Origin of the sequence: Anoxybacillus ayderensis (genome assembly GCF_013761015.1) — a bacterium.
GTDB lineage: Bacteria > Bacillota > Bacilli > Bacillales > Anoxybacillaceae > Anoxybacillus > Anoxybacillus ayderensis.
The window spans coordinates 78396-94158 of record NZ_JACDUV010000007.1 but is presented as its reverse complement, the minus strand read 5'-3'; the positions used below and the strand labels follow the sequence as shown (position 1 = coordinate 94158).

18 protein-coding genes are annotated in these 15763 nt (G+C 44.3%); all 18 read right to left on the bottom strand.

Annotated elements, in window-relative coordinates:
- Positions 1–10 precede the first annotated feature (10 nt).
- Positions 11–1114, bottom strand: a complete 1104-nt coding sequence (locus HNR63_RS11120) for a prephenate dehydrogenase (protein ID WP_085787998.1) — start codon at positions 1112–1114, stop codon at positions 11–13.
- On the bottom strand, positions 1096–2211 hold the full coding sequence (gene hisC, locus HNR63_RS11115) for a histidinol-phosphate transaminase (protein ID WP_085787997.1): 1116 nt from the start codon (positions 2209–2211) through the stop codon (positions 1096–1098). The genes HNR63_RS11120 and hisC overlap by 19 nt, the downstream gene beginning before the upstream one ends.
- Positions 2153–2995, bottom strand: coding sequence for a tryptophan synthase subunit alpha (trpA, locus tag HNR63_RS11110; RefSeq protein WP_181520734.1), 843 nt, complete (start codon positions 2993–2995; stop codon positions 2153–2155). Before trpA ends, hisC begins: the two co-directional genes overlap by 59 nt.
- Positions 2992–4188 (bottom strand): tryptophan synthase subunit beta, encoded by a 1197-nt coding sequence (gene trpB / locus HNR63_RS11105; protein WP_181520733.1) that lies wholly within the window; start codon positions 4186–4188, stop codon positions 2992–2994. Before trpB ends, trpA begins: the two co-directional genes overlap by 4 nt.
- Positions 4182–4817: a phosphoribosylanthranilate isomerase gene (locus HNR63_RS11100; protein ID WP_181520732.1), complete on the bottom strand. Its 636-nt coding sequence runs from the start codon at positions 4815–4817 to the stop codon at positions 4182–4184. Before HNR63_RS11100 ends, trpB begins: the two co-directional genes overlap by 7 nt.
- Entirely contained in the window at positions 4814–5575 is a 762-nt protein-coding gene (trpC, locus tag HNR63_RS11095; RefSeq protein ID WP_085787994.1) for an indole-3-glycerol phosphate synthase TrpC, read from the bottom strand. The genes HNR63_RS11100 and trpC overlap by 4 nt, the downstream gene beginning before the upstream one ends.
- On the bottom strand, positions 5568–6578 hold the full coding sequence (gene trpD / locus HNR63_RS11090; RefSeq protein ID WP_181520731.1) for an anthranilate phosphoribosyltransferase: 1011 nt from the start codon (positions 6576–6578) through the stop codon (positions 5568–5570). The genes trpC and trpD overlap by 8 nt, the downstream gene beginning before the upstream one ends.
- Positions 6571–8076 (bottom strand): anthranilate synthase component I, encoded by a 1506-nt coding sequence (gene trpE, locus HNR63_RS11085; protein WP_181520730.1) that lies wholly within the window; start codon positions 8074–8076, stop codon positions 6571–6573. The genes trpD and trpE overlap by 8 nt, the downstream gene beginning before the upstream one ends.
- A 168-nt stretch (positions 8077–8244) precedes the next feature.
- Positions 8245–8625, bottom strand: a complete 381-nt coding sequence (gene aroH, locus HNR63_RS11080; protein ID WP_021095008.1) for a chorismate mutase — start codon at positions 8623–8625, stop codon at positions 8245–8247.
- Entirely contained in the window at positions 8585–9724 is a 1140-nt protein-coding gene (gene aroB, locus HNR63_RS11075) for a 3-dehydroquinate synthase (protein ID WP_181520729.1), read from the bottom strand. The genes aroH and aroB overlap by 41 nt, the downstream gene beginning before the upstream one ends.
- On the bottom strand, positions 9724–10893 hold the full coding sequence (gene aroC, locus HNR63_RS11070; protein WP_181520728.1) for a chorismate synthase: 1170 nt from the start codon (positions 10891–10893) through the stop codon (positions 9724–9726). The genes aroB and aroC overlap by 1 nt, the downstream gene beginning before the upstream one ends.
- Before the next feature lie 108 nt (positions 10894–11001).
- Positions 11002–11772: a CheR family methyltransferase gene (locus HNR63_RS11065; protein WP_181520727.1), complete on the bottom strand. Its 771-nt coding sequence runs from the start codon at positions 11770–11772 to the stop codon at positions 11002–11004.
- A 105-nt stretch (positions 11773–11877) separates the two neighbouring features.
- Entirely contained in the window at positions 11878–12324 is a 447-nt protein-coding gene (ndk, locus tag HNR63_RS11060; RefSeq protein WP_009373682.1) for a nucleoside-diphosphate kinase, read from the bottom strand.
- A 121-nt stretch (positions 12325–12445) separates the two neighbouring features.
- The gene (gene hepT, locus HNR63_RS11055) at positions 12446–13408 is read right to left on the bottom strand and encodes a heptaprenyl diphosphate synthase component II (protein WP_181520726.1); all 963 of its coding nucleotides are present in this window, start codon (positions 13406–13408) and stop codon (positions 12446–12448) included.
- 11 nt (positions 13409–13419) lie between these two features.
- Positions 13420–14133: a demethylmenaquinone methyltransferase gene (locus tag HNR63_RS11050; RefSeq protein WP_021095013.1), complete on the bottom strand. Its 714-nt coding sequence runs from the start codon at positions 14131–14133 to the stop codon at positions 13420–13422.
- A 25-nt stretch (positions 14134–14158) separates the two neighbouring features.
- Positions 14159–14809 (bottom strand): heptaprenyl diphosphate synthase component 1, encoded by a 651-nt coding sequence (locus tag HNR63_RS11045; RefSeq protein WP_181520725.1) that lies wholly within the window; start codon positions 14807–14809, stop codon positions 14159–14161.
- 60 nt (positions 14810–14869) lie between these two features.
- Complete coding sequence (mtrB, locus tag HNR63_RS11040; protein WP_004889838.1) at positions 14870–15097, bottom strand: trp RNA-binding attenuation protein MtrB; 228 nt, start codon at positions 15095–15097, stop codon at positions 14870–14872.
- Positions 15098–15105: 8 nt separating this feature from the next.
- Positions 15106–15669 (bottom strand): GTP cyclohydrolase I FolE, encoded by a 564-nt coding sequence (folE, locus tag HNR63_RS11035; protein ID WP_085787986.1) that lies wholly within the window; start codon positions 15667–15669, stop codon positions 15106–15108.
- Positions 15670–15763: the final 94 nt, after the last annotated feature.

Genomic DNA, 15763 nt, shown 5'->3' with positions numbered 1-15763 from the left:
TCACCCTCTTTTACACAACGTACGTTTCGTAGTTCGTATTCGCTTCAATGCAATGTTTTGCGCGTTGCCGATCATCTTCCGTTTGAAAACTTAAACGAAGCACACCGTAAATATCTTCTCTCGTTTCAATGATGCGAATGTTTGTAATGCTAATACGCTCCTTCGCCAAATAACCGGTAATTTCAGAAATAACCCCCGGGTAGTCTGGCACATCAACATATAAATCGTAAAAAGAAGGAATAGCCCCTTTCGTTCGGACAGGCAACCCATCACGAAACTGTTTCGCTTCATGAAAGTATTGATAAATCCGTTCGCTATCCCCATCAGCAACGTACGTACGAATTTTTTTCATTTCCTCTATCCAACGATCAAACAAATGTAGCAATTCCTCTTTATTATGTATGAAAATATCGCGCCACATTTCTGGGTTGCTAGAAGCAATGCGCGTAATATCACGAAAACCGCCTGCCGCTAATCGACTCACAAGCTCATCTTCCCGTTCGTACTGTTGCGCTTGGTGAACGAGGCTTGCCGCAATGATGTGCGGAAAGTGGCTAATAACGCCAGCGATGCGATCATGTTCTTTCGGTGTTAATGTAACAAAGTGTGCTTTCGTTCCTTCAAGCCATCGCTTTAATCGCGTGATTTGTTCTTCTTTTACATGTTCTGTCGGTGTTAAAATGTAAAAGGCATTTTCGAACAAGTGTGCCCGCGCAGCCGCAACTCCGCTTTTATGCGAGCCGGCCATCGGATGTCCGCCGATAAACGTGACTCCTTGTTCTAATAACGGCCATGCTTGTTTCACAATGCGCTCTTTCGTACTCCCAACATCTGTGACAATGACGTCTGGTCGTAAAGGAAGATCGGCCAATTCACGAAGCAATTGTTCCGTTTGGGCAACAGGTGCAGCAAGCACGATGACATCCGCCTCACAAGCCGCATGAGCAAACGACGGTACCGCTTCATCAATTACGCCAAGTGAGCGAGCCAAACGCAACGACTCGCCTGATACGTCATACCCAATCATTGCCGCGTCCGGATGCGCCCGCTTGATCGCAAGCGCAATCGAACCGCCAATTAAGCCGAGACCGGCAATTAAAACGTTTCCTCGCAAAGTTTTTCCCTTCTTTCTTTCAACATGTTTGTTAACGCTCGGATGATCGTTTCGTTTTGTTCTGCCGATCCGACTGTAATGCGCACAGCTGTCGGAAAACCGAGAGCGCATCCTGAACGTACAATGATGCCACGTTGAAGCAAATACGTAAACACTTCATCACCGCTAAAGCCAAAATCAATTAAAATGAAATTTCCCTCGGACTTGTAGTAGTGCAAACCGTATTGATCACAAAAAGAATAAAATTCGTTTAACCCTTGTTTATTTTTTTGGACACATTGTTGAATAAATGTTTGGTCGTTTAATGCGGCTAATGCAGCGACTTGCGCAAGACGAGATGTATTAAATGGCTCGCGTGCTGGCTCCATCGCTTGTAACATATGCTCATGTCCAATGCCGTATCCGATACGAAGCGCGGCTAACCCGTATGCTTTTGAAAACGTGCGTAAAATCATCATATTTTCATATTGTTGAAGCAAAGAAACGGTATTTGGATAGTCATCCGCTTGCACGTATTCATAATACGCTTCATCGACAACGACGAGCACATGTTTCGGTACTTTGTCTAAAAATGCACGCAAAGAAGCGTCATTGACATACGTACCTGTCGGATTGTTTGGACTACAAATCCAAACAACGCGCGTATCGTCATCGATCGCTTCAAGCATCGCTTCTAAATGATGATGTCCGTCTCGAAGCGGAATTTCACGCACTTCTGCACCTTCGATGATCGCGTTATGACGATATTGCGGAAACGTTGGTGTAGCCATCACCGTGTTCGTTCCTTTTTGTAAAAAAGCGCGACAAATGATTTGAACAACTTCATCCGACCCGTTTCCAAAAATGAGTTGCTTTTCATTGACGCCAACATGCTTAGCGAGCGCCTCGCGCAACGCTCGGCTATATCCGTCAGGGTACAACGCCAAATGAGCAAGCTCGGCAGTGATCGCTTGCTGAACGAGCGATGAGCAACCGTACGGATTTTCATTGGATGCTAACTTAATGACCGTCTCTAATTGATATTCGCGTTTTACTTCTTCAATCGGTTTGCCCGGTTGATACGGTTTTAGTTGTTTTAGTTGTTGTTTCACTTTCATTTTTTCTCACCCTCATTTTCAATGGTTCAATGAGCGAAGCGACGTATTGCGAAAAAACGCGAAGCGCCTCTTGACGTGTATGCACATCGTTCAATTCGTCTTGAAGTTGTTCAATTTTTTGTACAATGGCGCTGCCGATGACGATTCCATCACATACATGCTGAAGTCGCTCCACTTGTTCTGCTGTCGAAATGCCGAATCCGACGACAACGGGAACACGGCTATATGATTTCACTTGTTGCAAAAATTCGTGCAATTTTGTCGGCAACGAGTCACGAACACCTGTGACGCCTAATGATGAAACACAATATAAAAACGATTGTGCTTTCGATGCAATCATCGCGATGCGTTCATCAGACGTTGGAGCAACAAGTGAAATATAAGGGATGTCGTACGTTTCGCCTAACGTTCTCATATGCTCGCTCTCTTCGAAAGGCAAATCTGGAATGAGCACACCGCTCGCACCGTTTTGTTGCGCTAAAGCAAAAAAGCGTTCTTCTCCTAATTGTAACACAGGATTATAATACGTAAAGACAATAATCGGAATTTTTACACCTTTTTTTCGCATTTGGCCGATGAGAGTAAGCGCTTTTGTTAACGTCATACCATTTTTCAACGCCCGACTCGCTGCTCGCTGGATAATCGGTCCGTCTGCAAGCGGATCAGAATAAGGAACGCCAAGCTCTAACATCGTTGCCCCTGTCTGCTCAAGAGCGATCGCTAAATCAATCGTCACTTCTTCACACGGATCGCCCGCCACGATAAATGGAATAAAATGTTTCATTCCTGTTCATCCCCTTCCAAATAGTTCATCACTGTCTGCACATCTTTATCTCCTCTTCCTGATAAACAAACGAGAATGATTTCCTCTCGTGAGCGAAGGGGAGCGATTTGAAACGCTTTGGCGAGCGCGTGTGCGGACTCGATAGCTGGGATGATCCCTTCCATTTCTGCTGTCATTTGAAGGGCAGCGATCGCTTCTTCATCTGTGACACTTTCATAGCGAACGCGTCCAATGTGTGCTAAATACGCATGCTCCGGTCCGACACCTGGATAATCTAAACCGGCTGAAATCGAATACGGTTCCGTAATTTGACCGTGCTCATCTTGCAATACGTATGTGAGCGAACCGTGAATGACACCTTTTGTTCCTTTTGTGATTGTGGCGGCGTGTTCCGTTGTATGCACACCTTTTCCAGCCGCTTCAACACCGATACATTCCACGTCATCGTCTAAAAATGGATGAAACATGCCGATCGCGTTACTTCCTCCACCAACACAAGCGATAATTGTATGAGGAAGTTTTCCTTCTGCTTTTAACATTTGTTCGCGCGCTTCTTCCCCGATAATGCGTTGAAATTCCCGTACCATCATCGGATACGGATGAGGTCCAACGACAGAGCCAATCATGTAAAAATGATCATCACAATGCTCCACCCAATAACGAATCGCTTCATTTGTCGCATCTTTTAACGTACGATTGCCGCTTTTCACCGGAATGACTTGCGCACCAAGCAATTTCATGCGAAAGACATTTAATGCTTGCCGTTTCACATCTTCCTCGCCCATAAATACTTTGCATTCCATGCCAAAACGAGCGGCAACGGTCGCCGCAGCTACTCCATGTTGCCCTGCCCCTGTTTCAGCAATAATTTTTCTTTTTCCCATTCGTCTCGCTAGCAACGCCTGCCCAATGGCATTGTTAATTTTATGAGCACCTGTATGGTTTAAGTCTTCACGTTTAAAGTACATTTTCGCCCCGCCTAATCGTTCTGTCAAGTTTTTTGCAAACGTTAAGGCGGTCGGTCGTCCCGAATATTCATACAAATGGCGCATATATTCAGCGTGAAACGAAGGATCGGCTAACGCTTCATGCAGTTGTTGTTCGATGTCAGCTAACGGACGCATTAATGTTTCAGGCACAAATTTTCCACCAAACATGCCAAAACGGCCGCGTTCATTTGGTAATGTCAACATGTTTTCACCTTCTGTTCGATTGTTTTTATTTTTTGTTCACTTTTCCGCTCATTTTCTTCAATTCCGCTACTAATGTCTATCCCGAACGGATCATATGCCAACAATTGTTCAACGTTATCTGGCGTAATTCCCCCTGCGATGAAACAAGGTACACCTTGGCGATTCGCTTCTTCCATGTAATAAGGGACAACGCTCCAATCAAACGAGATACCTGTTCCACCCCATGCTCCTTTTCGGCCGCTATCAATAACAAAACCGTCGGCTATTCCTTTCCAAACGCGCATATATGTCCACGCCTCTGGGGCATGATGAATGGCTTTCCAAACAGGAAGTTGGAACGTTTCTTTTAATTGCCTTACCGTTTGGATCGTCTCCATCCCATGACATTGAATGATCGATAAAGGAACGTGCGCAAGAACAGAAGCGACAGACGTCATTGTTGGATGAACGAAGACGCCAACAATTTGTTTCGTTTCTAGTTGAACGACAGATAGCCATCTTTTTACATGTTGCGGTTCGACCTTCCGCTTACTTTCAGCAAACACGAATCCGATGTAGTCTGCTTCGCTTTTTGCGACAAGTTGCACATCTTGCAATGAGCGATTGCCACAATATTTTAAAACGGTCATACACAACGCTCCCCAAACAATTCATAAACAGCCTCATGAACATCTGGCTTGCGCATGAGCGCTTCGCCGACGAGCATCGCGTGCGCACCTGCTTGTTGTACCGTCTGCACATCATCGTATGTGTGAATGCCGCTTTCACTAACAATGATGCAATTTGGCAATAGCGGAACGATTTGTTTTGTTACATGAAGCGATGTATGAAACGTCATTAAGTCACGGTTATTAATGCCGATCACTTTTGGTGTAAACCGTTTTAAAATGGCCTCTACCGTGTTTGGAGCATGCACTTCCACTAAACAGTGCAATCCCATTTCGTGCGCTTCTTCGTATAGTTCGTGTAAAAAACTTGGATCGAGCGCCTCACCGATGAGCAAAATTGCATCTGCTCCAATACGCACACTTTCAACAAGCTGTTTGCGATCAATAATAAAGTCTTTACGTAAAACCGGTATTTGAATATGTTTTTTCACCTGCGTGACATATGAGCGATGACCGGCAAAATATCGTTCATCTGTTAATACAGACACAGCATCCGCACCTGCTTGTTCATATGCACGTGCAATATCAACGACATTCATATGTTGTCGAATGACGCCTTTCGACGGCGACGCTTTTTTCACTTCCGCAATTAACCCTAAAAAGCGATGCGGCTTTGCTAATGCGTCATAAAACGAGCGACGAGAAAATCGTTCGCACGGTTCTGGTAATTGTAACGATGCCACTTCTTCTCTTTTCGTTTGCAAAATCGTTTCAAGCATATAGTTCACCTCTTAATCTTTGTAAATACGCATATGCATTGCCGCTCTCAATCGCACGTTTTGCCATATTTACTCCATCTGAAATATTCGACACAACACCAGCGACATATAAAGCAACTCCCGCATTTAGTAAAACAACATGAGTTGCACTTTCATTCGCGCAGTTCGCAAACACGCGCTCAATGAGTTGGGCACTTTCATCTACACTATGAACACATATGTCGGACAACCGCCCGCGCGGTAAACCTACATGTTCTGGAGCGATGATGCGTTCAATCATATGTCCGTTTTTTAGTTCAATGAGTTTTGTTTCCGCAGCAATGCTACATTCGTCTAAACCATCGCGGCTTGTAACGAATACGGCATGTTCGGTTCCGATTCGCCGCAACGCTTCCGCCATTTTTCGCGCATCTTTTTCATCATGTACACCGATCACTTGTCGTTTCGGTTGAGCCGGATTAACGAGCGGTCCAAGCAAATTAAATACCGTTCGCATTTTTAAACTTTGACGGACAGGGGCAACGTGCTTCATCGCTTCGTGATAAAATGGAGCAAATAAAAAGACGAGTCGATGGGTACGCAACGCTTTTTTTGCTTCTTCTTCCGTTTTCGGCATCGGAATGTGAAAATGTTCAATGACATTTGCGCTTCCACTCTTTGATGAAACCGCCCGATTCCCATGTTTTGCAACTGCGACATCGAGCGAAGCAACAAGCAAAGCGACCGCTGTCGAAATGTTAAACGTCCCTTTTCCGTCTCCACCTGTTCCACACGTATCGATCACCGATTCCCCAAGGGAAATCGTCCGCATTCGGTCGCGCATCGCCTGAATAAAGCCGACAAGCTCATCGACCGTTTCACCGCGAAACCGTAATAAAGCTAGAAAAGCTGCCACTTGCTTTTCATCCACTTCCCCGCTCATCATCGCATGCATCGCTTCATACGCCTCATGCTCCGTTAACGTTTCGCGTCTCGCACATTTATGAAGCAACTGTTCAAACACGTTGTTCTCCTCCTTTAAATACGTGCTCTGCAAGCTGAATCGCCTGAATTAAAGCGCTCGCTTTATTTCTCGTTTCTTTCCATTCTAGCTCGGGCAATGAATCAGCAACGACTCCCGCCCCTGCTTGCACATATGCTACTTTATTTTTTAACACCGCCGTTCGAATGGCGATGCACGAGTCAATATTGCCGTCGAAGCCGATATATGCAATCGCCCCTGCATATACGTTGCGTGCCGTCGGTTCTAACTCTTGAATAATTTGCATCGCGCGAATTTTCGGTGCCCCGCTTACCGTTCCAGCAGGAAAAGCAGCGATCAACGCATCAAGCGGATGAACGTCATCGCGAAGTGTTCCCGTTACTTTTGAAATTAAATGCATGACGTGAGAAAACTTCCCTACTTGCATAAATTGAGGTGTACGAACTGTCCCATACATAGCGACGCGACCAATATCATTGCGGGCAAGATCGACAAGCATATAATGTTCCGCTCGCTCTTTTGGGTCATGAAGCAACTCATTCATAAGTGCAGCATCTTCTCGTTCATCTTTTCCGCGACGACGCGTCCCTGCGATTGGATCGATCTCAAGTTCCCGATTTCGTACTTGGATAAGCTTTTCCGGAGAGCTGCCGATAATTTGTTGTTCACCGAGTTGTAAATAAAATAAATACGGCGATGGATTTAATAGACGTAATAATCGATATAGCTCAAGTCCATCAATGGACGTTTCGATCGCAAATCGTTGCGACAAAACCGTTTGAAACACATCTCCGCTTGCAATGTATGATTGAATGTTTTCCACCGCTTTATAAAACGTTTGTCGATCCATATTCGAATGAACACGATCAAACGAAACCGAAATATTTCGATCGAACATCATATGTGCTTGTTCATTACAGCCTTGAACCATTTTGCGCGCAAGCTCATCGATTGTTCGACATGCGGCTTCATACTTCTCTACTCGCTTTGCCTCGTCATCTGTTTCTTGTACACGCACATAATGGATAAGCAACAACTCTTTTTTTACATGGTCAAACGCAAAAAGTGATTCACAAACGACGAAATGGACGATTTTCATTTGTAAATCGTTATACGCATGATAAGGAACTTTCTCAATAGAAGAAATAAAATCGTAGCTAATATAACCAACAGCTCCCCCACGAAACGGAACGTCTAATGATAACAGTTGAACGTGAAGATGTTGCTGCATAATAGCAAACGCTTCTTGAATCGTCCCGGTGCACGCTAGCACTTGTTGTTGTTCTTTTACAAAAAATTGTTTGCCATCATCGCTTTCGATGGACATGAACGGCCGAATGCCGATGAATGAATAGCGAGACCAAGGCGACATGTCGTCTCCACTTTCAAGCAAAAAGGCTGCCTCATCGCGTAAAGACATAAATAGTTGAATCGGTTGAAGCGTGTCAGCGAAAAAACGACGCACAATCGGAATCGTCCGAAATTGGGAAGCTGTCTGCAAAAATGTAGATATATTCATGATCGTTCTCCTTTCTCGGAGAATGAACATGAGGGGAAACAAAGAGGAAACAAAAAAGCCTAAAGACGGGCAGTCTTTAGGCATACGTACCTTAACGATCCTCTGCTCCGCTCTCACTCATTCTCTACTCAACTCTTACTCTACTCAGCTAACTTATAAACCATCATATTATATGTCTGACTTTTTTGTCAACTGCAGATCCGGCCGAAGCTGGATTGCATCGCGTAAATATACATGATGAATATCTTGCTGCGCTCGCTTCGTATGTACAGTCATCATGACGCGAATACATTTCGGTAATGCATGCGGAACGTTAATTTCGCGCATACACATCACTGGAACATACGTCCATCCATCGAGATGACGCAACGCTTTCGCCGGGAACGTGGCGTTTAAATCATCGGTCATCGAAATGAGTACCGATACGACGTCTTCTGCGTTCACATCGTTTTGGCGGATCATTTCTATTAACAATCGTTTCGTTTCATCGACAATCTCTCGTTCATCGTTATTGCTCACAGTCGTTGCCCCGCGAATCGCTCGAATCACATGTTTTCCCTCCTTCTTCGGCAAACGCGTATAACCATTGCAACAATTGTTCATCGCTTATCCGTTCTACACATACCGTTCCGATCTCTTTCATTAACACCATGCGCACCGTTTGATCTTTCGCCTTTTTATCTTTTTTCATTTTTTCAAGCAAACGTTCAGGCGATACGTGTGATGGAAGCGAAGTCGGAAAGCCGTAATGATGAAATAACGTCCGAAACGACGAGTAAAAAAGCGGTTGGTTGTAAAAACGTTCACTGACAAAAATGGCAAATAACATCCCGAGAGCAACCGCATCTCCATGCGTCATCACTCCGTACCCGAGCTCGCTTTCTAGCGCATGACCAAGCGTATGACCGAAGTTCAAATGGGCGCGAACCCCATGCTCTTTCTCATCTTGTGAGACAACTGCCGCTTTAATTTCAATTCCTTTTTGAATCGCATATTGTAATCGTTCGCCATTCAAATCCTCTATCTTTTCTACGTTCGCTTGTAACCAGCCAAAAAAAGCGCGATCATAAATTAAGGAATGTTTAATAATTTCCGCAAAACCAGATCGCATTTCTCTTTTTGGGAGGGTAGACAGAAAAGAAATATCATAAAAAACGAGTTCAGGCTGATAAAAAGCACCAATCATATTTTTCCCAAGCGGATGATTGATGGCCGTTTTTCCTCCAACAGCGCTATCGTGCGCTAATAACGTTGTCGGCACTTGAACAAACCGAATGCCACGCATATATGTCGCTGCGACAAAACCAGCTAAATCTCCAACGACCCCTCCGCCGAGGGCAACAATTAATGAATCACGATCTAAATGGTTTGTTAACGCTGCGGTATGACAAGCATAAAATTGTTCAAACGACTTCGCCTCTTCTCCGCTTGGAATCACATGCGCGTACACACGGTCATATGTTTGATGAAGAGCTTGTTGCACATCAGCTAAATAAAGCGAAGCGACCGTTTCATCTGTAATGATGAGCACAGCTGTCACATGCGGGCAAACGCGATCAATCATCCGATCCATCATGTGCAATAATTCATTCCCAATGACGACTTCATATCGTTTCGACGGCGTAGCGATGTGAATGCGTTTCATCATTAAAACTCCTTTGCGTACCGACGCATGTTTTCGACATTTTGAATAATCAGATCCATGCGATCTTGTCCAAATTGTTCGACAATGGCTGCGGCAATTTCCCACGCCACTACTGCTTCAGCGACAACGCTTGCGGCAGGGACAGCGCAACTATCCGAACGTTCAATGCTTGCGGCAAACGGTTCTTTCGTTTCAATATCGACACTCATAAGCGGTTTATATAACGTTGGAATCGGCTTCATCACCCCGCGCACAACGATTGGCATCCCTGTCGTCATGCCACCTTCAAATCCGCCAAGTCGATTCGTTTTTCGCGTATATCCCGTTTCTTTGCTCCATATAATTTCGTCATGCACTTCACTTCCGAAGCGGCGTGCCGCTTCAAAGCCGATGCCAAACTCAACTCCTTTAAACGCATTAATGCTTACAATAGCTGCGGCAATTTTTGCATCTAACTTGCGATCATAATGGACGTAGCTTCCAACGCCAGTCGGAACACCTTCCACAATGACTTCGACAATTCCACCGATCGAATCACCTTTTTCTTTCGCTTCATCAATGGCCGCCATCATCTTTTTTTCCGCTTCTGCATCAAAGCAGCGAACAGGAGATTGCTCTGTCACTCGTTGCAACTCTTCAAGCGATGTATATGCGGTATGCTCCGCCTTGACTCCTCCAATTTCAACGACGTGGCTTGCGATACGGATGCCTAACTCCGACAAAATTCGTTTCGCTACCGCACCAGCAGCGACGCGCACCGTTGTTTCACGCGCTGACGAGCGCTCTAACACATTGCGCATATCGCGGTGGCCGTATTTTATCGCCCCATTTAAATCTGCATGCCCTGGGCGTGGACGCGTCACTTTTCTTTTCACTTCTTCTGTATCGTCAACTAACGGTTCAATGCCCATAATGTTCGTCCAATGTTTCCAATCGCGATTTTCAACGACAAGGGTAATTGGAGAACCGAGCGTTTTCCCGTGTCGCACCCCGCTTAAAATTTTCACTTCGTCTTTTTCAATTTGCATGCGTCGTCCGCGACCGTATCCTTTTTGCCGACGCGCTAAATCTTCGTTAATATGCTCTGCGAAAAGCGTCAATCCTGCTGGAACACCTTCAATAATTGTTGTGAGTTGTGGACCGTGAGACTCACCAGCTGTTAAATACCGCAATTCCCTCTCTCCCTTCATCTCTTTAAAGCGATTATGTATGAATATAGCACATTTTTTCTACAGACGTAACCCCTTAATTATACAGAAAGCGACCGAGTTCGGCCGCGGCTACATTTTTCGATAAAAAAACGTATCTTCCACTTCAAAACCGTATGCTGCCGGATTAAAAATTTGTTCCGTGCTACCGACGAAAAATATTCCTCCCGGACGAAGAGCGCCATTAAATTTCAAATACAATTCGTGTTTTGCTTCTTCAGTAAAGTAAATGAGCACGTTGCGGCAAACGATTAAGTCGAAATTCGTATCAAATGGGTCGGCAAGCAAATTATGTTTTTTAAATGTGACCGTTCGTTTAATGTCATCAATAATTTTGTAATGAGATCCTTCTTTGACAAAAAATTTTTTCTTTACATCTTCTGGCACTTCTTGAAGGGAACGTTCCATATAAATGCCGAGCTTCGCCCGAGCCATTGCGTTATCATCAATGTCAGTCGCTAGCACACTTACTTGCGATAGCGGCATAAATTTGGACAAAATGATGGCCAACGTATACGGCTCTTCTCCTGTCGAGCAGGCAGCGCTCCATACTTTTAATCGTTTGTTTTTTTCAAGAAGTTTTGGAATAATCTTTTTTTCAAGCACTTCCCATCGTTTCGCATTGCGGAAAAATTCAGATACATTAATCGTCATGCGATCTAAAAACTCATGGAACAACGCTTGATCATGATTCATCGCCCGAAAAAATTCATCAAAATTTTTAAACCCTTTTTTTTCGTACAGAGAAGTTAAGCGCCGTTTCATTTGCGCTTCTTTATACAGAGCTAAATCAATGCCTGTTTTTCGTTTCACGTTTGCAATAAATTGTTGATAATCACTCATACAAAAAACTCCTCTTCCTTTTCTTTCATAAATACAGTATAACGAAAATGTGAAAAAACAGAAATAAAAAAATTAAAGGTAGGCGTGTGCCTACCTTTAATTTTTTTAATATATCCACTCGTTCATAAGCTTGCTGTAAGAAACGAGCTCTTCTTCTTTAAAAAATAGTTGAATTTCGCGCGCTGCGCTTTCTTTTGAGTCAGAACCGTGAATAATATTTTTTCCGACCGTTAAACCGAAGTCGCCACGAATCGTCCCAGGCAACGCTTCTTGCGGGTTTGTTTTCCCCATCATTTGACGAGCTGTAGCGATGACGTTTTCGCCTTCCCATACCATCGCAAATACTGGACCGGACGTAATAAATTCAACAAGTTCACCAAAAAATGGGCGCTCTTTATGCTCTGCGTAATGTTGTTCAGCAAGCTCGCGCGATACTTGCATGAGCTTTGCGCCTACAAGCTGAAAACCTTTGCGCTCAAAACGCGCAACGATGTCACCAATGACACCGCGTTGTACCCCATCTGGTTTGACCATTAGAAATGTTCTTTCCATGACGAATTCTCCACCCCTGATACGTTATGTATTGGAATTCACTCCTCCGCAATTATACCATCTTGTATGCAAATTAGCAATATTCCCCATGAAAACGATTTAATTTTTTCTTTTCATACGTCTAATATTTCCGTTTTCCGATATATTTCGCAATGTTGTAAAGTGCCGTCCAAGCACGGTTGCGTGGCAGTTTTTGTAATGTGTGAAGCGCTTTTTGTAAGTAGCGATCTCCGAGCTCATATGATTTTTCAATGGCGTCTGTTCGCTTAATGCCATCAATCACGTGCGCCATTTCATGACTTGTTGTATGTTCGTTTACTTTTATAATTTGTTCTTTTAACGTCTGTTCATTCATCGCGTACAAAACAGGGAGCGTCACATTTCCTTGCGATAAATCGCTGCCTGCTGGCTTACCGAGTTGTTTTTCTGTTCCGATAAAGTCAAGAATATCGTCTGTAATTTGAAAAGACATCCCAACGTAATAGCCAAACCAATACAACTTTTTATGAACCGCTTCAGGCGCCCCTGCAACGACGGCGCCAAGCTGACAGCTTGCCGCAATAAGTAGAGCGGTTTTTCTTTTGATTCGTTGTAAATAGCGACGCAAATTTTGGTCAAAGCGATATTTGTCGCTAATTTGTTCGATTTCTCCACGACATACTTCGACAATTGTTTTTGCTAAAATATGATGGGCAACAGGATCATCAATTTCACACATTTGTTCAAGCGCTCGAGCGAACAAATAATCGCCAACGTACATCGCAAATTGGTCGCCCCATTTCGCTTGAATCGTCTCTTTTCCGCGTCGTAACATCGCGCCATCAATGACATCGTCATGGACAAGAGAAGCCATATGAATAAGTTCAAGAGCAACAGCTACCCGTTTCATTTTCTCAAAATGATATGTGCCAAATTGTCCACCAAGTAAAACAAAAACCGGACGAATGCGCTTTCCGCCCGCCTCAAGCAAATGCAACGATGCTTCATTGACGAGCGGATCAGACGTTTGCACAGTCATTTTTAATTGTTCTTCAATTCGGTTTAAATCTCCGTTTAAAAACGAATACATCGCTTTTAGCTTCATCACTATTCACCTTAACGTCCATCAGGTTTATATCCGAGATGCATCGCTGCCACTCCGAACGTATACGGTTTCACTTGTACGCGCACGAGACCAGCTTGGCGAAACATGTCTGCTAGCTCGTCCATTCCCGGAAATTCACGTGCCGATTCTTGCAACCATGAGTATTCTTCATAACTTTTCGCGAAAATTTTCCCGAAAAAAGGCATGATGTAACGAAAATATGCATAGTACAGTTGTCGAAAACCGATGAGCGTTGGCTGTGACGTTTCTAAACAAACGACTTTTCCACCTGGCTTTGCTACGCGATACATTTCTTTTAATACGGTCATATAGTCGGGAACGTTACGCAATCCGAAACCAATCGTCACATAGTCAAACGTGTTGTCAGGAAACGGTAAGTTCATCGCATTTCCGTGCACGAGCGTCACATGTTGAAACCCGCGCTCTTTTACTTTTTCTTCCCCTACTTTTAGCATATTGCGACTAAAATCAAGCCCGTACACTTCGCCGCTCGGTCCGACCGCTTCCGCCAACGCAATCGTCCAATCTGCTGTTCCACAACATACATCGAGCGCTTTCGCTCCTTTTTGTACATTCATTCGTCTCATCGTATCTTTTCGCCATGCGACATGACGTTTAAAGCTAATGACTGAGTTCATGCGATCATAATGATCTGAAATTTTTTCAAATACGCGATGAACACGTTCTTCTTTCGACTGTTGCATAAAAATCCCCTTCTTTCAACTGAAATCAAGCGAGGAGATGAGAAAACCGCTCTTTTACCTCTTCGTGTATATGAAGCGGAAGAAGATCTTGTAATTTCCGCTTACAGTAGTCGATATAATCTATCGATGCTTTCGATTTCGCTCCATCACGATGAACGCGTTTCAGCGAGAACAAGTAATACGCTAATTCTCCCCATTCATCAGCATGAACATGCTCTGCAAGCTTACAAAGCAAGGCGGACTCAATGACACCGATGCAATGAAAGCGCTCAAGATCATCTAAGGATAGTTGCCGTAAACGAATTTTTTGTATATTGATCTCTTTGATCGCTTCAGCAAAGCGACGAATGAGCGAAATGTCATGCCGTCGCGCTAAAAACTCGTAATACAATCCGCTATATAAATCTCCCGCAAGCACTGTTAATTGCCTTTGTTGTATCGTTTGTTGCTCATCTATTTCATCATGGGTATCAAGGGCGAGCTGAATGAGCATCATGGCAAACACATAATCGAGTGCGATGTTTGCGTCCACTTGAGCCGAACGTAGCATAGAAAGAGCAAACAATATGCGATCTTCGTCTACGATGCGTGGCTGTATATAGCGATCGACATACGAATGGGCAATTGCCCGTTGAATGCGCGTTCGTACTTGTTCCATTTGCTGTTGCATATCCATGACTCATCACCCTTGCTTCCCAAAAACTCAAACTTTATTATATCATAAACTGCCTTTACGTTAACGATGATTTTTCGCATCAGATTGGATTTCACCGTGCTGCGTTTGAATCAGTGCTTTCCCGCGCACTTTGATCGCTGATGTATGCTCCGTAAATTGCGCAATGAGCACTTCTCCTTGATCGAGCTTTTCTGAATGATGGAAACGCGTATCTGAACCGCGCGTCAATCCAATGACGTTCACTCCGTCCTCTAACGCTTTAATGACGACATAATCTCCTTGCATCATGATCCCTCCTACTTAATGAGCGCTAATATTTCAGCACGTGCTTTCTCGTCTGTTGCAAGCGTTCCACGAACCGCAGTTGTGACCGTTTTCGATCCTGGTTTTTTCACGCCGCGCATCGTCATGCACATATGTTCTGCCTCAACAACAACCATCACTCCATGCGGCTCGAGCGTCTCCATAATCGCATCAGCGACTGTTGCCGTAATTCGTTCTTGTAACTGCGGACGGCGCGCCACTGTTTCGACTGCTCGTGCGAGTTTGCTTAACCCTGTGACTTTGCCGCCACGCGGGATGTATGCAACATGAGCCACACCGAAAAACGGGACGAGATGATGTTCACACATGGAATAAAACGGAATATCTTTAACGAGGACAAGCTCTTCATGATCTTCACTAAACACCGTTTGCAAATGTATTTTCGGATCTTCATTCAAGCCTGAAAACACTTCTGCATACATTTTCGCCACTCGCTTCGGTGTATCGAGCAACCCTTCGCGATTCGGATCTTCTCCAATCGCTTCTAAAATTAAGCGGACAGCCTGTTCGATTTGTTCTACATTCATTTGTTGCATCCTCCTAGCATTCAACTTCACGTAATCCGATTCTAGCATATAAAGATGAAAAAAGGCAAAAAAGAAGAGGTAGCTCGCAACCGGCTACCTCTTG